Origin of the sequence: Leptolyngbya boryana PCC 6306 (assembly GCF_000353285.1) — a bacterium.
In the GTDB taxonomy this organism is placed as follows: Bacteria; Cyanobacteriota; Cyanobacteriia; order Leptolyngbyales; family Leptolyngbyaceae; genus Leptolyngbya; species Leptolyngbya boryana.
The window spans coordinates 3,529,797-3,546,295 of sequence record NZ_KB731324.1; the positions used below are offsets into that span (position 1 = coordinate 3,529,797).

General features: G+C 46.2%; 18 protein-coding genes. 7 read left to right on the forward strand and 11 right to left on the reverse strand.

All coding sequences use genetic code 11. The features are described 5' to 3' along the window. Position 1 precedes the first annotated feature (1 nt). A complete protein-coding gene (gene ald, locus LEPBO_RS0117770) occupies positions 2 to 1,090 on the reverse strand; it encodes an alanine dehydrogenase (RefSeq protein WP_017288914.1) in 1,089 nt (362 codons plus the stop codon). A 180-nt stretch (positions 1,091 to 1,270) separates the two neighbouring features. On the opposite strand from ald, the gene LEPBO_RS41085 reads away from it, so the two are divergent. From LEPBO_RS41085 to LEPBO_RS0117785, 3 genes are all read left to right on the forward strand, one after another. After that, complete coding sequence (locus tag LEPBO_RS41085; protein WP_017288915.1) at positions 1,271 to 1,441, forward strand: chlorophyll a/b-binding protein; 171 nt, start codon at positions 1,271 to 1,273, stop codon at positions 1,439 to 1,441. A 195-nt stretch (positions 1,442 to 1,636) separates the two neighbouring features. After that, a complete protein-coding gene (gene sds / locus LEPBO_RS0117780) occupies positions 1,637 to 2,608 on the forward strand; it encodes a solanesyl diphosphate synthase (RefSeq protein WP_017288916.1) in 972 nt (323 codons plus the stop codon). A gap of 232 nt (positions 2,609 to 2,840) precedes the next feature. Further along, positions 2,841 to 4,109, forward strand: coding sequence for a glycosyltransferase family 4 protein (locus tag LEPBO_RS0117785; RefSeq protein ID WP_017288917.1), 1,269 nt, complete (start codon positions 2,841 to 2,843; stop codon positions 4,107 to 4,109). 131 nt (positions 4,110 to 4,240) lie between these two features. On the opposite strand, the gene LEPBO_RS0117790 is transcribed toward LEPBO_RS0117785, so the two are convergent. From LEPBO_RS0117790 to hpxZ, 5 genes are all read right to left on the reverse strand, one after another. Next, entirely contained in the window at positions 4,241 to 4,630 is a 390-nt protein-coding gene (locus tag LEPBO_RS0117790) for a hypothetical protein (RefSeq protein WP_017288918.1), read from the reverse strand. After that, positions 4,627 to 5,196 (reverse strand): hypothetical protein, encoded by a 570-nt coding sequence (locus LEPBO_RS0117795; RefSeq protein ID WP_017288919.1) that lies wholly within the window; start codon positions 5,194 to 5,196, stop codon positions 4,627 to 4,629. Before LEPBO_RS0117795 ends, LEPBO_RS0117790 begins: the two co-directional genes overlap by 4 nt. A gap of 21 nt (positions 5,197 to 5,217) precedes the next feature. Beyond that, positions 5,218 to 5,448, reverse strand: coding sequence for a hypothetical protein (locus LEPBO_RS42965; protein WP_017288920.1), 231 nt, complete (start codon positions 5,446 to 5,448; stop codon positions 5,218 to 5,220). Positions 5,449 to 5,822: 374 nt separating this feature from the next. Then, on the reverse strand, positions 5,823 to 6,470 hold the full coding sequence (locus LEPBO_RS0117805; protein WP_144056226.1) for a hypothetical protein: 648 nt from the start codon (positions 6,468 to 6,470) through the stop codon (positions 5,823 to 5,825). A gap of 569 nt (positions 6,471 to 7,039) precedes the next feature. Continuing rightward, positions 7,040 to 7,405, reverse strand: coding sequence for an oxalurate catabolism protein HpxZ (hpxZ, locus tag LEPBO_RS0117810; protein WP_017288922.1), 366 nt, complete (start codon positions 7,403 to 7,405; stop codon positions 7,040 to 7,042). A 75-nt stretch (positions 7,406 to 7,480) separates the two neighbouring features. Between hpxZ and LEPBO_RS0117815 the strand changes: the two genes are divergently transcribed. After that, positions 7,481 to 8,566: a DNA topoisomerase IB gene (locus LEPBO_RS0117815; protein WP_197693255.1), complete on the forward strand. Its 1,086-nt coding sequence runs from the start codon at positions 7,481 to 7,483 to the stop codon at positions 8,564 to 8,566. A gap of 140 nt (positions 8,567 to 8,706) precedes the next feature. Here the strand turns inward: LEPBO_RS0117815 and LEPBO_RS37450 are convergent, their stop codons facing one another. Continuing rightward, positions 8,707 to 9,273: a SecDF P1 head subdomain-containing protein gene (locus tag LEPBO_RS37450; RefSeq protein WP_144056227.1), complete on the reverse strand. Its 567-nt coding sequence runs from the start codon at positions 9,271 to 9,273 to the stop codon at positions 8,707 to 8,709. Positions 9,274 to 9,676: 403 nt separating this feature from the next. Further along, positions 9,677 to 10,381, reverse strand: a complete 705-nt coding sequence (locus LEPBO_RS0117825) for a class I SAM-dependent methyltransferase (RefSeq protein WP_017288925.1) — start codon at positions 10,379 to 10,381, stop codon at positions 9,677 to 9,679. Between the two features lie 74 nt (positions 10,382 to 10,455). Between LEPBO_RS0117825 and LEPBO_RS0117830 the strand changes: the two genes are divergently transcribed. The 3 genes from LEPBO_RS0117830 (at position 10,456) to LEPBO_RS0117840 (ending at position 12,726) form a co-directional block, all read left to right on the forward strand. Then, positions 10,456 to 11,319 carry a M23 family metallopeptidase gene (locus LEPBO_RS0117830; protein WP_263970830.1) on the forward strand — a complete coding sequence of 288 codons (864 nt, stop codon included), beginning with the start codon at positions 10,456 to 10,458 and terminating at the stop codon, positions 11,317 to 11,319. Positions 11,320 to 11,449: 130 nt separating this feature from the next. Next, positions 11,450 to 11,941: a rhodanese-like domain-containing protein gene (locus tag LEPBO_RS0117835; RefSeq protein ID WP_017288927.1), complete on the forward strand. Its 492-nt coding sequence runs from the start codon at positions 11,450 to 11,452 to the stop codon at positions 11,939 to 11,941. Between the two features lie 137 nt (positions 11,942 to 12,078). Continuing rightward, on the forward strand, positions 12,079 to 12,726 hold the full coding sequence (locus LEPBO_RS0117840; RefSeq protein WP_017288928.1) for an SOS response-associated peptidase: 648 nt from the start codon (positions 12,079 to 12,081) through the stop codon (positions 12,724 to 12,726). 30 nt (positions 12,727 to 12,756) lie between these two features. On the opposite strand, the gene LEPBO_RS0117845 is transcribed toward LEPBO_RS0117840, so the two are convergent. From LEPBO_RS0117845 to LEPBO_RS0117855, 3 genes are all read right to left on the reverse strand, one after another. Next, entirely contained in the window at positions 12,757 to 14,958 is a 2,202-nt protein-coding gene (locus LEPBO_RS0117845) for a molybdopterin oxidoreductase family protein (protein ID WP_017288929.1), read from the reverse strand. Positions 14,959 to 14,979: 21 nt separating this feature from the next. Continuing rightward, positions 14,980 to 15,216: a DUF1830 domain-containing protein gene (locus LEPBO_RS37455; RefSeq protein ID WP_017288930.1), complete on the reverse strand. Its 237-nt coding sequence runs from the start codon at positions 15,214 to 15,216 to the stop codon at positions 14,980 to 14,982. Between the two features lie 446 nt (positions 15,217 to 15,662). After that, on the reverse strand, positions 15,663 to 16,499 hold the full coding sequence (locus tag LEPBO_RS0117855) for a nitrate ABC transporter ATP-binding protein (protein ID WP_017288931.1): 837 nt from the start codon (positions 16,497 to 16,499) through the stop codon (positions 15,663 to 15,665).

Genomic DNA, 16,499 nt, shown 5'->3' on the forward strand with positions numbered 1-16,499 from the left:
GCTAACTCACTAAATCCGGAAACACTTCTTGCACTGCCGGGTGAATCAAATGATGGTTCTGGACATTTAGCCCCTTCGCTAAGGCAGGATCGCGATCGAGAGCTTCCATCCGATGATTTGCCAATTTCAACACATACGGCAACGTACTATTATTCAAAGCCTGGGTCGCCGTCCAAGGAACTGCGCCCGGCATATTTGGGACACCATAATGCACTACGCCTTCTTCAACATACGTTGGAGCCGTGTGTGAGGTCGGATGCAGCGTTTCGATACAGCCACCTTGATCAACAGCAACATCGACAATGACCGAACCCGATCGCATTTTTTTCACTAATTCTCGCGACACTAAGATCGGCGCTTTCCGTCCTGGAATCAGCACTGAACCAATCAGTAGATCCGCTTGAGGAACTAATTCTTCGATATGACTCGAATTACTGTAAAGCAGTTCAATTCGCGATCCAAAGACGGATTCTAAATACGACAAGCGATCGACATTCACATCTAAAATCGTCACCTGCGCGCCCATTCCCGTTGCCATCCGCGCCGCTTCGGTTCCAACAATTCCTCCACCTAAAATCACCACTCGTCCCGGTTTAACGCCGGGAACGCCTCCAAGCAAGACACCTCGCCCACCTTGCTGTCGTTCCAGATATCGCGCTCCAAATTGCACCGATAAGCGACCCGCAATGATACTCATAGGGGTCAACAGCGGCAGTCGGCGATCGCTAAGTTCTACAGTTTCATAAGCGATCGCGCTTACCCCTGAATTCAGCAAATGTTCGGTTAATTCGTGACTAGCTGCCAAGTGCAGGTAGGTGAATAGAATTTGTCCTTTCTGTAAATAGTCATATTCCGCTTTCAAAGGTTCTTTGACCTTAATCACGAGTTCACGATCCCAGGCTGCTTTGGCGCTATTGACGATCGTGGCACCGACTTGCACATAATCTGCATCACTAAAGCCCGAACCCTCACCTGCCTTTGACTCGATCGCGACCGAGTGCCCCTGTTCGATCAGCACCCTCACACTACTCGGACTCAAACCAACTCGAAACTCTTGATCCTTGGTTTCTCTAGGGACACCGATTTCCATAGCCATTCTCCAGTCGTACTTCTAGTGTAGTCTTCCAACCTAGAGTCAACGGTTGTTTAACATGCAGATCCCATTTATGCAATTCGCTCGCTAAAATACAGATAAAGAATTGTTAAGCGATTCAACCGCTTTGACTCGTAACAATTTTTACCCCTAAATCTAGGATAGGTTTTGTTTACCATGACGCAGATTCAACCGACCGTAACCCCCAAGCTTGAAAATCCGAAATTTGGCTTCAATCAGTATGCAGAACGCTTAAATGGACGTGCCGCAATGATCGGATTTGTGGCAGCGCTGATTGTAGAATTTGTCACGGGACAAGGCGTTTTGACCTGGCTCGGCTTGCTCTAAGATGTGAATCTTGACTCGATTTGGTTTTGTCCCGCCACTCGATCAAATCGATGAGAGAGCGGGACTTTTGCTAGTTAGATTTACCCAAATCTGAGAACCAAAAATTTTGAGTCCCCTAGAATTGCGGATTTATGAGTAAAATAAGCTTACAAGCCGTAAAAAAACTTAACCTATAGCCTCTGAGTCGGCAACTACATGACCTCAGCAACATCCCTATTTTCTCCGGTAGAAGCGGATCTACGTTTACTCACCGAGAATCTTCAAAACCTCATTGGTGCGCGTCATCCGATTCTGTACGCTGCCGCAGAGCATCTATTTAGCGCTGGCGGGAAACGCATCCGACCCGCGATCGTGCTCTTAGTCGCTCGCGCCACGATGCATGGGCAGGAGATTACTCAACGCCACCGACGCTTAGCTGAAATCACCGAAATGATTCACACGGCAAGCTTGGTGCATGACGATGTGATCGACGAATCCGCAACCCGACGCGGTATTCCAGCGGTTCATAGCCGATTTAGCAATCAAGTTGCAGTACTTGCTGGAGATTTTCTTTTTGCCCAGTCTTCTTGGTACTTGGCGAATTTAGAAAACATCGAAGTGATCAAGCTGCTCTCTGAGGTGATCAAGGATTTTGCAGAAGGCGAAATTCAGCAGGGATTATTTCGGTTTGATATGGGAATTACGATCGAGTCTTATCTCGAAAAGAGCTATTACAAAACCGCATCTTTAATTGCCAATAGTTCAAAAGCTGCCGCAATTCTCAGCGATGCTTCTGAAGTCGAGGCACAAAATCTCTATCACTACGGGCGTAATCTCGGTTTAGCGTTCCAAATTGTCGATGACATTCTTGATTTCACAGGCTCAACCGAATCTCTTGGCAAACCTGCTGGCTCAGATCTCAGAAGCGGCAATCTCACGGCTCCCGTTCTGTATGCCTTAGAAGAAAAGCCGTATCTGGAAGACTTAATCGATCGAGAATTTGAACAAGAAGATGATCTCGAACAAGCTTTAGCACTGGTTCGGGATAGCCAAGGGATTCAGAGAGCGAGAGAACTGGCGTCGCATCACGCTAAATCCGCGATCGAACATCTGGCAGACTTGCCAATGTCTGAATCTCGACAGGCTTTGATCAAACTTGCTGACTATGTATTAAGCCGCTTGTATTAATTCACACAATCGAAATGCAGGTACAGGGTAGAGCTATCTACCCTTTTTTTGTGCTGAAAATCTTACTTTTGATAGATTCTAACTTTTTAGTATTTTGTCTAGCCCAGATATTATCTTGTTTGATTTCTAACCCCTGAAAGATGAAAACGAAGTGAAATGTTACTAACCTAAACACAAGCGAATATGAAAATTCACATTCTGTTTCTGTTTATCGTGTTTTGGTAAAAGAACTATGGCTATTTCAGGACAGCGCCCTCGGATTGCATTAATTTCGGTTCATGGCGATCCTGCGATCGAGATTGGCAAAGAGGAAGCGGGCGGTCAAAACGTCTATGTGCGGAACGTTGGAGAAGCGCTGTCCCGGCAGGGATGGCAAGTCGATATGTTTACTCGTCGATCGGATGCCGACCAGCCTGAGATTGTGCAACACACGCCGCATTGCCGCACGATTCGATTAACGGCTGGGCCGCAAAAATTTATTCCTCGTGATGAATTGTTTGGCTACTTGCCTGAATTTGTCGAAGCTCTGCAACAATTTCAGGCTGACTCAGGATTTCAATATGATTTAGTTCATACTAACTACTGGCTGTCTTCCTGGGTCGGTATGACCTTGAAAAAGCTGCAAGGCGTGAAGCAGATTCATACCTATCACTCTTTAGGTGCAGTGAAATATCAGTCAATTTCAGCGATTCCTATGATTGCGAAGACTCGCTTAGCGACTGAGAAATTATGTTTAGAAACGGCTGAGCGGATTGTCGCAACGAGTCCACAAGAGAAAGACCACATGCGATCGCTCGTTTCGACTCACGGCAGCATTGATATTATTCCTTGTGGCACGGATACTCGACGCTTTGGTCATATTTCTCGAATCGAAGCGCGGCGCGCGTTGGGATTAGAGCAAGATGCCAAGATTGTGTTGTATGTGGGTCGCTTCGATCGCCGAAAAGGAATCGAAACCTTAGTTCGTGCGGTGGGTCAGTCTCAACTGAAAGACCAAAATTTGAAATTGATCATCGGCGGGGGCAGTCGTCCTGGGCAGAGTGATGGCATGGAGCGTGAGCGTATTGAAGGCATCGTCAATGAACTCGGCTTGCAGGATATCACACTGTTTCCGGGTCGTTTAGGGGTTGAAAATCTGCATTTGTACTATGCAGCCGCCGATGTGTCGGTTGTGCCGAGCCATTATGAGCCGTTTGGATTAGTGGCAATTGAGGCGATGGCAAGTGGAACGCCTGTTGTCGCTTCGGATGTCGGCGGATTGCAGTTTACCGTCATTCCTGAAATCACAGGCTTGTTAGCTCCGGCAAAAGATGATGCGGCATTTGCCAAGGCGATCGATCGAATTTTGGCAGATCCAAACTGGCGTGATCAGTTAGGTCAGGCAGGGCGAGATCGAGTTGAGAAGATGTTTAGCTGGGATGGTGTTGCTGCTCAGTTAGGTAAGGTGTATCAACAGGTGCTCAAAGTTCCGACAAAAGCACCAGCAGCAGCGATCGCATAGCTCAGAAATCCGAGTGTTTTGAGAAACACAATGGCTAAAGTGGGCGGCGGCGGTAGATAAGCCTGAAGCGAAGCACAAAAGCTCTCTACCGTCTGCTCCAACCATGTTGTTCGACCGTGCCTTATTAACTATTACTGATTTACCAAACCTTGCAATTCGTTAATGTTGATATCAATTCCTTGACGCTTTAGATATTGACCCAAATTAATCTGGATAAATAAATCTTTGAGTTCTTCCGCAATCTCTGGGGGCGGACTGCCAGATAATGCGGTGGCAATTAGTCGTTCTGCGGCTCGTAATTCGCCACACTCGATCGCTAAAGATGCAGCACTACGGTGGAGGACAGATCGAGTAGGTTCGGCATCGAGAACGCTAGCAATTAAATTAGCAGCCTGGGTTTCTTGTTCAAACGCTTGTCGGGTCAACTGTGTTGCTTGTTCGATCTCGCCTCTCAAGCGGGCGACTGCGGCTGCTTCGGCTAAATCCATTGCTTGTTGATGGAGCGTTTGAATCTGGTTCATTGGAGTAAGGCTCCTTCGGGATTCCGTTTCGCGCTAACGACAGAAAGCGGGCGGCTGAATTCTACTACTATGATATAAGCTGGCAACCCTTCTGCATCAGATGCGCCAGTTTGTTCGATTTTCTGCTTGACTCTGGCATTGATTTGACTCCGATTGCCCTTACGAATCCCAGACACTTCAAGCCGAGCCATGCGCTGAAACGGCAGTGTTGCGGTTGGATCTTGGCTTCCCAACCAGTAGTCAAATCCAGTACCCTTACGAGAACGTTCAATCACCGTCAGATTGGTTAATTGCAAAATCAATAAAAATGCAATGCCATAAGCCGCTTGCTCGGTTGTATATTCCTCATCATTCCAGCATCGCCTTGCTTGTTCTGTAACGGGTTGCCAATTCAACTGGAACTGAGTGGAAAATTCTCCTCCAACTTCGAGAGTTACTCCTGGCTCATGGGCTGCATCCGTTAGACAAATTGCTCCTGCTTCTGCGATCGCTGCTCCGAAAGCGGGTGTAATTGCGGGAAGTCCTTGGTGAAGGATCTGCAAGTTTAAGACTTGAATTTGGCTCAAAACGCTGTTGTCCCATAAAAGCTAGAGGCTCAATTTTACTTTCAATCGATAGAGTTTGTGTCGTTGCTTTTGGCTCACATTTTTCATGTTCGCCACAATTTTGCCCTGGTTTCCCGCTTCGACTTGCTGCCGAATACCAGGCTCATAGAGTCTGCTGATTGGCGGAAACACTCGAAGCATGAGCAAGTTAAAGAATGTACTGATAACAGATTTACTTCTTTCTGTCCGATACAGTTTGTCCCCAAGTTTCATGTCCCTCTGACCATATTTCCATGACTTGATTTGAGAAATGACAAACTTTCTCTTCCTCACTCATCAGTGAATAACTACCAGAGGTTTGAAGATAGAGAAATTTTTCAACTTGTAGTTAACCGATCGCGCTCTATTAAGACTTCTTCATGTTTATGCTGCAGCGATCGTTAAAAGTCGGTGGTTGAAGTTTCTTGATTCCTGTCTGCTGATCCTGCCACAAAACTATCTCCAACCCTGAAAACCTCAAATTTTCTTGCTCGTTCTTCTATTCTGCTTTGTCGGTCTAACGGCTAAGTTGAGCGGCAACAACTTTCTTTGCATCCAAGCCGATCGCCTCTGCTTGTCCGCTCCAACGAAGTGTTCGACCGCGCTAGCTACCTCTTCACAATCTCTATGACGGACGCTGCCGATGTATCAGTTCCATAGTTTGATACTTTCAGAACCTTGGTAGGGAGAAGCTTGTAACTAAAAATCAGAGATATAGTATTCGGTATTGAGCTTGGTTCTACTACACTATCGATTTCTAGTTGCTGCTCATACAGCTTTACAGGCTTTCCACCACCATTGACATAAGCATATAAAGAAATTTTGTAAAAACCACATTCGTACATAAAATTTAGGGTGTCAGGAGAGAAAACATAATATTTGACAACACTTTCACCAGCCTTGAGAGCGACTGGTGCAGGTATTTCTGCTCCAAATCCTTTGAAGTTTTGACCAACTAAGATACCTTCTTGCCAAGCATAGAACCTTTCAGATTTGTGAGTCGAAAGGCTTGAGAAGTCTACATAGAAAGAATCAATAACTCCAGTTCGACCGCCAACGTTTGTAATAGAAATCGGGAAGTTAATGACTAGAGTATGAGTTTCAGGCATGCGCCCTAAAGCAATCCATCTCAATGGAGGACTTACAAATTTTGCCCCACGCAGAATATTCCAGTAAGCGGTAAGAAACGAGATTAAAAGAGAAGTACCTGACACAAAATCTCTAACTTCTATATTTGGTAGAGATAGATGAAACATACTGATTAGCTGTAAACTCCGCTTACTTACAAACCACGTTGGACAATTTCTGGTGCTACTGCCAACTTAATACGATTTTGTCGATGCCGATAATGTTACAGCTTGTATCGAGTAATCGCCAACTTCCTCTAGATTTTGTCCTGCTGATATCAAACCAATTCGTTGTCCTAACAAACAGATGATCTAGAAAAACTTATCTCATCAATGACCCAGCGGTCGAACTATTATTTAGACTGACTCTTTCCGCCTAATTCTCTAGAGCAGGACATTAGATCGAAAATAGTCGGCATAACATCCCCTCAGGGCGATTTAGGCTGCTCAGAGTCAGGATAACATCCGAAACTGGCATACTAGACCGACTCCTTCTGTCTATTTCTAGTATTTGGAACGTTAGCCCGACTCATGTTCCGTATATTACTCCTCGACAGGGGAATTAGACAGAAATTTTCCGTATTTCTTTGTAAATAAATTTTGTACTATTCTGCCTATGATCCCGTGCAACCCTATTGACTAGATGAACTTTGAACCCGATGACTCCACCACCCAAACCACTCCCCAATTCGCAATGATTAAATCAACGAGACATGTGCAGCCACAACTCGCCATCCATCTAAAGTTCGCATCCAAGTCTGGCTTTGTCGCCCTGATTTTCCCGATCGTACAAATTCTGTATTCGCCGTTGCAAAGTCCCGTCCGTAGGTTGTAATCACCGTATTTTTCAACGTGCGATCGAGTCCGGCGGGCGATCGACCTGCGCGAAATTGCGCGATCGCGTCATAGCCATACAGATTCTCAGTGGCTCCATATCGAATCGTATAGGGACTGTTCCAAAAAAGCTGATCCAGCACTTCTACATCATTCGTGATCAGTGCTTGCTCATATTGTTGAAACACCGCCGTTACTTCTGCCAAAACTTCAGGAATATCGATCTCCATTGTTCCTCCACCCTAAAGACTACGCTCTGCTGTAGATTTCATTGTGTCTTGAATTGGATACGGTTAAAGTAACGTATGCTATCCTCCCGTATGCAATTAGTCGTTGAAGAGCTTCCCAGTGACCCGATCGAGTCAGCCGAAGTCGTTGGCTTGAAATATGTCACAGATGAAATGCCTGGAATTACGAGAAAGCGATCGGGGAAAAGCTTTGCATATTTTGATCTGAATGGCGATCGCATTCGCGATGAGAAAATCATTCAGCGCATTAATTCTCTAGCCATTCCGCCTGCCTATAAGAATGTCTGGATCTGCCCATTGGAAAATGGACATTTGCAGGCAACGGGACGAGATGCAAAGGGGCGAAAGCAATATCGATATCATCCACTTTGGCGAGCAATTCGCGATCAAAATAAGTTTTCTCGCATGATTGCATTTAGTCAGGCTTTGCCAGACATTCGACGACGATTAGAGAAAGATTTAGCATTACCCGGATTACCAAAGCAAAAAGTACTCGCTACAGTTCTGAAGTTAATGGAGCTAACCCGGATTCGAGTCGGCAATGAGGAATATGCGAAAACCAATAACTCGTATGGGTTGACCACACTACAAGATGATCACGTGAATGTCGCTGGCTCGAAGATTCAGTTTCAATTTCGAGGGAAAAGCGGAGTTGAACATGAGATTGAAGTGAGCGATAAGCGACTCGCAAAAGTTGTAAAACGATGTCAGGATTTGCCAGGTCAAGAGCTTTTTCAATATCTAGATGAGCATCAGCAAGCCCAAGACATTACTTCAAGTGATGTAAATGATTATTTGAGAGAAGTTACAGGTCAAGATTTTACTGCCAAAGACTTTCGGACTTGGGCAGGCACGGTTTTAGCTGCTTCTCATCTCGCTGAGATTGGCAAATTTACGTCTCAAACTGCGGCGAAGAAGAACATTACACAAGCCGTTAAGTCGGTATCTGCTTACTTAGGCAATCGTCCTGCGACTTGTCGAAAATACTATATTCACCCAAATGTCTTGGAAGCTTATCTAGATGAATCGTTGCATGAAGTTGTAGCAGAATATCAATCGATCGTAGTTGACGATCGACATGCCCTGCAATGTGATGAATTGATTGTTGTAGCGCTATTAGAAGCAACTCAGCGAAAGAGCTAGATTGAAAGTGTACTGGTCAAGCGCATGAATTTTGCGAAGAAGAGGGGAAGAACCTAGACTAAAATTGCTCCCTATCTCCCTATCTACATTGCGATCGCATTCTAAAATTTTGACAGTTCAGCCACAGCTAACTAAAGCTATCAATTCGCTTGCAAATGCTGTAGCCATGTTTCTAAATCCTTGGTTTCTTCAGCACTAAAGTTTCCTGTAATCATCGCAGTACCGCCAGTAATTCCAGTCTGAGCGTATTGGGAGGAAACAGTCGGAGCGCTTATCAAACGATTGTTGAGAAAAATGCCTACTGTTCGCCCAGTTCCTGCTAATTTCTTCGTCAGCGCTGTAAAAGCCTTACTTCCCTTCGCATCAAAAGTCACGATGATAGACGGCGTTGAGTTTGGGCTTGAATCGAAATAGGCTTTCGTTACATTCTTTTCGGTTAGAGTCGGTTTCTCGAATAGCAAAGAGATTGCCTCATTACTGAGTTTGAGTGCAGCGGCATTGCTTGCGATCGCGGCTTGATTGCCGGATTTCTTCAGGTCAGTCTGTTTTTTGAGGAGTTCTTGCTGAACTTGCCGCTCGATTTGTAATTGTGCTTCAGTTCCTAGCTTCTGTTCGCGAAAGGCAAGCTGAACCTTACTCTGTTGAATCTCGGGTTGCGCTGCTGTCGCTGTGGGCGTGGAGGGTATCGTTGCTGAATTGTTAACCATACATGCAGACAGTTTAGATGCGGTGCCTAGCAACAAGGCAACAAGCAGAATTGATCTGAGGTTTGCCATAGAGCAAGAATTTGCAATGTTGAATATGGAGAAGTCACCCAATCATGAAGCGAGCAATCTTTTTGCCTGCTTATACTTTACTGTCTGGTGAGTAGGTTGCCTATTAGCTGAAGGGGTACCATTTTTTGATCGCCATCCATTGCCGTACTTTGAAACTGGCTCAACGATCGAGCGAACTCAATTTCATTTCTAACGAAGGATTAACCCATTTTTTCATATCGATTGGAGGGGCTTGTTAGAGTCTCAATGAGATCGCGATCGCGCTTCCAGATTTGAAAACACAATCGCAATTAGGTCAATCTGCTTGCGGGGATGAGCAGTTACTTTCGTCCCGTTATGCTTTCTCAAAAATCATAATGTGCTGCTGTGGCAACCCATTGCGAGTCTCAACATACTTTAAGCCCGCAACACTCATTTCTTGTCTGACCTGCTTTTGAGTCATTTTGTGCAATCCCTTAATCATCACAAATGGATTCTCGCCTCGATACTCGACTAAAACCACCCGTCCTTGAGGTTTAAGCGATCGCGCAATCGCCAACATCATTTCCTGAGGAAACTCAAACTCATGATACGCATCGACCATTAATGCTAAATCCACACTGTTCTCAGGCAAATTCGGAGTTGTCTCATTGCCTAAAATCGGTTCGACATTAGAGAGTTTTTTCTGATCTTTTAGATAATTTAGAATCTCTAACATCTCCGGCTGCACATCGACTGCATAAACTTTTCCCTGAGGAATAGCAGATGCAATTCGGAAACTAAAATACCCTGTTCCGGCTCCAATATCTGCTACAACACTGTTCGGTTTAAGCTGCAAAGCTGTCATCACCTTTTGCGGTTGTTCCTCGGTCTCGCGGCTCGATCGCTCTAACCATCCTGCGCCCTGATGCCCCATCACCTGAGCAATCTCGCGCCCCATATAGATTTTGCCAATTCCATCCGGATCGTGATTGGCGCGCACTTCATACGCATCCGCCCACACAGGCGAACTTAGGCACATCCAAACCGCGAAAATTGCTGCCAATCTTCTCCAAAACATTGTCCTACCTCGATACGGATTCTCTCTTCTAGAGACTGTAAACTGTTGTCAGTTTTGTAGCAATCAAGAGTGCCGTGTTCCTGACTAAACGTTCTATCCTGCTTCAATTCGCGCTGGCAATGACGATCGCTGTATCGATCATCTTTTGTACACAGCCATCTCGCGCCTTCCAAGCCCAAATCACGCCGAAATCTCCAGCGCTTGGAGATACCGTTTCACTCATCATCCAATCTCAAACTGCTCCGTCTGTTCGCTTTAACGGTAAGACCTATCCCTCGTTTGATCTGGGCAACAATCGCTATCGCACACTCTTACCGACCACTCCGCTCGATCGTCCAGGTCGCCTATCGATTCAAGTCACTGCTGGAACGGACACACAAACGATTCCAATCACGTTGAGAAATCGATCGTTTCCGACCCAAAGCATCTGGCTTCCACCGGGTAAAGATAGTAATGGTGATGATGCTGAGTTCGATCGGGTTGATGCTTTTAAAGCGATCGTTTCTCCAGAAAAACTTTGGTCAGGTAAATTCTTACGCCCGAACCAAGGCGAGGTTAGCTCTGGCTATGGAATTCGCCGCTATTACAACGGAGTCTTTGCGAAAGATTACTATCATCGGGGAATTGACTATGCAGGCGGACAAGGATCAGCGATCGTTGCTCCCGCCGCCGGTCGTGTTGTTCTCATCGGACGCGAATCTCAAGGCTTCCGAGTGCATGGAAACTGCGTCGGACTCGACCACGGTCAAGGAGTCGAATCGATTTACATTCATATGAGTCGAATTGATGTCAAAGAAGGCGATTTTGTTAAACCTGGGCAGCGGATTGGTGCAGTCGGAGCAACTGGGTCTGCAACGGGGCCTCACCTCCATTGGGGCGTATTTGTCCATAGCTTAGCTGTAGATCCGACTCCTTGGCGGACTGGCACGTTTGAATAAGCAAGCTGTACGACATCCAAAATTGCAGAATCTACCTTTTGACGATCGCTTGCTTCTAACTTGAGCCAGATTAGCCTTTCCTGTCCTTCCCGATAGAGTGCAATAGACCTCTAAACGGGAAGTTTTTATTATGTCTAAACTAGAAGATGCGATTGAAAATGCTAAAGAAGCACTGCCCAATATTACGCCAACTCCGCCTGGGTTAAAGGCAGAGTCTTCTGTTCACGATCTCAAGTCTCGTCTAGAGTGGGGAGAGCCTGCTTTGACGATTCTCGATGTTCGTTCTCGTGATGTTTACAATCACGGGCACATCATGGGTGCAATGGAATTTCCAATGGATCAGTTGGTCGAACTGTCCCAGAAGAATTTTGAATACAAGCGCGATATTTATGTCTATGGCGCAACTGATGAAGAAACAACTGAAGCAGCAAGAATGCTACGTCAAGCAGGCTTTGTGAACGTTGCAGAACTCAAAGGCGGACTGGAAGCTTGGAAAGCGGTTGGTGGCTCGACAGAAGGAATCGACGAAACTCGGGCTGAACCGGGTGCAAATGCTTACAACGTGGTGACGAATGTCAAGAACCATTTTGAGCGGCAAGAGATCGACTTTCAAAAGCCATAATTGCTAGGCTAGAACGAGAGCACTCTATCTTTCTTGGAGGCTAGAGTGCTCTCATTTCTTTCAGCAGATCTCTCAAATTAGGGAGATTCAGGGCGTGAGAGATCAACATCTGTACCTGTGAAAATGAAGTCAGTCCTATGTGTGGAAGATTTACACAGACTCACTCTGCCGCCGAACTCGCTGCCATGTTCGACCTCGAAGAAACTCCCGATTGGCAGCCTCGCTACAATATTGCGCCGACTCAACCGATTCTCGCGATCGTTACACCGCATCACTCTAAACCTCTACGCTGGGGCTTAATCCCATCCTGGTCAAAAGATCCAACGATCGGTTCTCGCCTGATCAATGCCCGTGCCGAAACGGTCAGCGAAAAACCTGCTTTCCGAACTGCCTTTAGGCGGCGACGTTGCCTGATTCCCGCCGACGGCTACTACGAATGGAAAAAGCAATCTGAGAAAAAGCAACCGTTCTATTTCAGACTCGAATCTGGTGAGCCTTTTGCTTTTGCTGGCTTGTGGGAGCACTGGAATTCTCCCGAGGGAGACGAGATCGAAACTTGTACGATCATCACAACTGAAGCAAACGAACTTGCTGCAACCGTTCACGATCGAATGCCCGTCATCTTGAGCGAAGATTTCTACGATCGCTGGCTCGATCCGGATTTCAAATCCCCGCAATCGCTGCTCCACCCATATGTTAGCGACAAAATGATCAGCTATCCCGTTTCAACAGCAGTCAATCGCCCAACCCACGACACACCAGATTGCATTGCTCGATTGAATTGACGCTTGTAAATCGAAACCAGAAAATCATCCTCAAGAAGGCGAAGCAACTAGATGAGTTGAAGCATTAGAATTCTCGATCGCTTTCACCGGAATCAATTGCACGGCACAGGCCTTCAGTTCTGGCTGCTTAGAGTCGGGACAAGCAATCTCATGAGTCAGGGCGTTCGCTTCTGCGTTTTCTGCCCACAACGCCCCCCAATGCATCGGAACAAAGACAGTCTTAGGCGTAATCGCTTTCGTCACTTTAGCCGGAAATCGGGCTGTACCTCTTCTCGATCGTACTTCCACCCAATCATCCGATTGAATGCCCAACTTTTCAGCATCCCGCGGATGAATCTCAATGAATGGATTCGGATACATTTGTCGAATCTTCTCAATTCTTCCAGTACGACTCTGAGTATGCCAATGCCCATACAATCGACCCGTCGTAAGCACAAACGGATAGTTGTCATCGGGTGGCTCTGCAAGCCCACGTGAGTAGACCTGAGAAAAGCGCGCCTTCCCGTCTGGCGTATGGAATTTTAGATCGGTATAAAGCCGTTTTGCTTTTTCTACTTTTTGTTGCGTCGGTTCAGCTTTGCTTGAAAAGGGCCATTGTGTTGCACCCATTTCTCGTAAGTAAGTATGGCTCAATCCCGACTGATCACAAGGACGATCGCGAGTAAGCCGCACAAACTCTGCATAAACTTCAGCCGCATAGTTAAAAGCAAACTGCTTGCGATACCCTAATCTCCGTCCAACCTCTGCGAAAATCTCCCAATCCGATCGAGCTTCACCCGGCGCGACTCGAAACTGAGGGCACAACGTTACACGACGTTCGGAATTCGTCATCACGCCTGTCTTCTCACTCCATTGCGTCGTCGGTAACAAAACATGAGCATAGTCCGCCATCTCAGTCGGATAGTAACACTCCTGATAGACCGTAAAAGGAGATTGACGTAATGCAGCTTTCGTTCGCTCAATGTCGGGCATACTCACTGCCGGATTCGTTGCTGCAACCCACAACATTCCAAGGTTACCTGTTTCGAGTCCAGTGATCATCTCCCAAGCGGTTAGACCGGGATTAGACGAGATTGAGCCTGTTGGGAGTTGCCAGAATGTCTCAAGTTCAGCCCGATGCCCTGGATTCGTAACCGATCGATAACCCGGCAACAGATGCGATAGTCCACCTGCTTCGCGTCCCCCCATCGCATTCGGTTGTCCTGTCAGCGAGAAAGGACCAGCCCCAGGTTTACCAATTTGCCCAGTCATTAAGTGAACATTGATAATTGCTCGAACTTTGGCGGTTCCTTCTGACGACTGATTCACTCCCATTGACCACATGGAGAGGACTCGCTTTGCGCTGCTCCAGTAGTGAGCCGCAGTCAAAAGCTCGGTTTCAGCAATGCCGCATCGAATCGCAACGACATCAGGTGGATAGTGGCGAATCACTTCCTTAAATTCTTCAAAACCATTCGTATGAGATTCAATAAAAGCTTTGTCTAAATCGCCCCATCTCAGTAAAAGATGAGCAATTCCATACATTAAATCAATATCTGTTCCTGGATTAATTGCGAGATGGAGATCAGCAGCAGCAGCAGTCTCAGTGCAACGAGGATCGACGACAATCAGCTTCACATCGGAGTTTTTCTTGTGGTAGCGACGGAAGCGATTAAACACGATCGGGTGACACTCTGCGGTATTTGTGCCAATCAGAAAAGCACAATCAGTTTGTTCTAAATCCTCATAGCAACAAGGCGGTCCATCGGCTCCAAAGCTCTGAAGGTAGCCTGCAACAGCCGAAGACATACACAGGCGCGAATTTGCATCAAAGTTATTGGTGCCTAAACAGCCTTTCATCAGCTTTTGAGCGATGTAGTAATCTTCAGTTTGAAACTGTCCTGAAGCATACATGCCGATCGCATCGACTCCTTGGGTAAACTTTACTAGACGAATGCGATCGACAATTTTCGTCAACGCTTCTTCCCAAGTCACTCGACGAAAAGGCTGATCCAATGCATCCCGCATCATCGGAAAACGCAAGCGATCTTTGTGCAGGGATTCAGCGATCGTTGCACCCTTCACACAGACCATACCCTGGCTAGAAGGATGAGTGCGATCGCCTCGGACATTCCAGAGTGGCGTTCCGTCTTTATCTCGATTGACTGCTTTCCCCGGAATCGCAGGCGGCAGCACCTCCAAACCGCAGCCAACCCCGCAGTATGGACAGAGCGTTTTAGTTGGATCAGCCATTAGTCTATAACCCCTTAGTTCTCAAGTTCTGCCTTTCGTTCGCGATAAGACTTCAAGCTGCGAACAGGCAATCGATTGAAATAACTGCAACCCGTTTTCTGTGTAAGTATAAATCTCTAATCGTTCTTCTGGTAAGCTTTCAAACACAATTTTTTCACTGGGAAAAACCATACGATCGAGCGCAAGCTGAGTAGTATGTAATCGAATTTGCTGAATGCTATGAGAAGTATTGATGTAGTAGCAAAGAATCGAAGTCATGAATGTAATGGGGGGATCACACCCGTAAAGAGGACAATCGAACAGAGTCAAATCACTGTGTACTGCTGTAAGCATGTTTCGGGCAGCCGTCTTTGAAGAAAAACTGTCAGATGCGTCTAGTCTGTTTCCGGTTGGGAGAATCAGGCTGTGTGAATAGTTACGGGTTGAGAATCTTAACCATTGTATTCAATCCATCACTCTAGCAATCTCTTGCAAGAAGATGCATCAATCTGAACAAGGCAGAAGAAGCTAGAATCTCTTATTGACAAAGAATTTAAAGAAATTGCTATCCTATACAGTCAAGCGTTTCTGATGTATAAATTTTAGCGATTCTAGTTTTATTTTAATTTGAGGTTTGACCGTACTGAGATCGGCTAGATGCCGTGAGTTTTTAGAATAAATTTTAGACTCTCAGTACGATCGTAAAAGTGTTGAGGAATTAATTCCTATTCATCATCATGAGCGTATTTCCCAAACAGGAAGTCAAGTGCATAGTTTCGCAACGTGTAGTACTTTGGATCTTCCATTAAAGCAGCACGTTCGCGAGGACGCGGGAAGGGAACTTCCATGATTTCGCCAATCGTTGCCGCAGGACCATTGGTCATCATCACGACGCGATCGGCAAGAAACAACGCTTCATCAATGTCGTGGGTAATCATCAAGACCGTCACTTTATGCTGTGACCAAATTTGGAGCAGTTCTTCTTGAAGTTCCTCTTTTGTAATCGCATCCAATGCTCCAAATGGCTCATCAAGAATCAACACTTCTGGATAGATAGACAAAGCACGCGCGATCGAGACTCGTTGCTTCATTCCACCCGATAGCTGCTTGGGCTTTTTGTTGGCTGCTTCTTCGAGTCCGACCATCGCCAAATGTTTGTTGACGATATCAGTTTTCTCTGCCTTAGATTTGTCAGGATAAACGGCGTGAACTGCGAGATAAATGTTCTCGAATGCTGTTTTCCAAGGAAGTAATGCATAGTTCTGAAACACAACCATACGATCGGGACCCGGTTCAGAAACCCGCTTGCCCGCGACTCGGACTTCACCAGCGGTCGGCTGACGAAAGCCAGAAATCATATCTAGTAAAGTGGATTTGCCACAGCCCGAGTGACCAATGACGCAGATAAATTCGCCTTCATTAACGGTGAGATTGACATTCTCAAGAATGACTGCTTCTCCGCCGTCTTTTTTAGGATAAACCTTTGAAACTCCCTCAACTTCGACTAGGGGAGTGAGTGGATTTGCTTCAGTGTGTGGGTTTGGAGTTGAGAGAATTTGCAT

Coding starts and splice junctions, on each gene's coding strand:
- ald (WP_017288914.1), bottom strand. CDS start 1,090: ATGGAAATCGGTGTCCCTAGAGAAACCAAGGATCAAGAGTTTCGAGTT.
- LEPBO_RS0117815 (WP_197693255.1), top strand. CDS start 7,481: ATGCTATCCTCCCGTATGCAATTAGTCGTTGAAGAGCTTCCCAGTGAC.
- LEPBO_RS0117840 (WP_017288928.1), top strand. CDS start 12,079: ATGTGTGGAAGATTTACACAGACTCACTCTGCCGCCGAACTCGCTGCC.
- LEPBO_RS0117845 (WP_017288929.1), bottom strand. CDS start 14,958: ATGGCTGATCCAACTAAAACGCTCTGTCCATACTGCGGGGTTGGCTGC.
- LEPBO_RS0117855 (WP_017288931.1), bottom strand. CDS start 16,499: ATGCAAATTCTCTCAACTCCAAACCCACACACTGAAGCAAATCCACTC.
- LEPBO_RS0117825 (WP_017288925.1), bottom strand. CDS start 10,381: ATGTTTTGGAGAAGATTGGCAGCAATTTTCGCGGTTTGGATGTGCCTA.
- hpxZ (WP_017288922.1), bottom strand. CDS start 7,405: ATGGAGATCGATATTCCTGAAGTTTTGGCAGAAGTAACGGCGGTGTTT.
- LEPBO_RS0117785 (WP_017288917.1), top strand. CDS start 2,841: ATGGCTATTTCAGGACAGCGCCCTCGGATTGCATTAATTTCGGTTCAT.
- LEPBO_RS0117805 (WP_144056226.1), bottom strand. CDS start 6,470: ATGTTTCATCTATCTCTACCAAATATAGAAGTTAGAGATTTTGTGTCA.
- LEPBO_RS0117790 (WP_017288918.1), bottom strand. CDS start 4,630: ATGAACCAGATTCAAACGCTCCATCAACAAGCAATGGATTTAGCCGAA.
- sds (WP_017288916.1), top strand. CDS start 1,637: ATGACCTCAGCAACATCCCTATTTTCTCCGGTAGAAGCGGATCTACGT.
- LEPBO_RS41085 (WP_017288915.1), top strand. CDS start 1,271: ATGACGCAGATTCAACCGACCGTAACCCCCAAGCTTGAAAATCCGAAA.
- LEPBO_RS42965 (WP_017288920.1), bottom strand. CDS start 5,448: ATGAAACTTGGGGACAAACTGTATCGGACAGAAAGAAGTAAATCTGTT.
- LEPBO_RS37455 (WP_017288930.1), bottom strand. CDS start 15,216: ATGACTTCGATTCTTTGCTACTACATCAATACTTCTCATAGCATTCAG.
- LEPBO_RS37450 (WP_144056227.1), bottom strand. CDS start 9,273: ATGGTTAACAATTCAGCAACGATACCCTCCACGCCCACAGCGACAGCA.
- LEPBO_RS0117835 (WP_017288927.1), top strand. CDS start 11,450: ATGTCTAAACTAGAAGATGCGATTGAAAATGCTAAAGAAGCACTGCCC.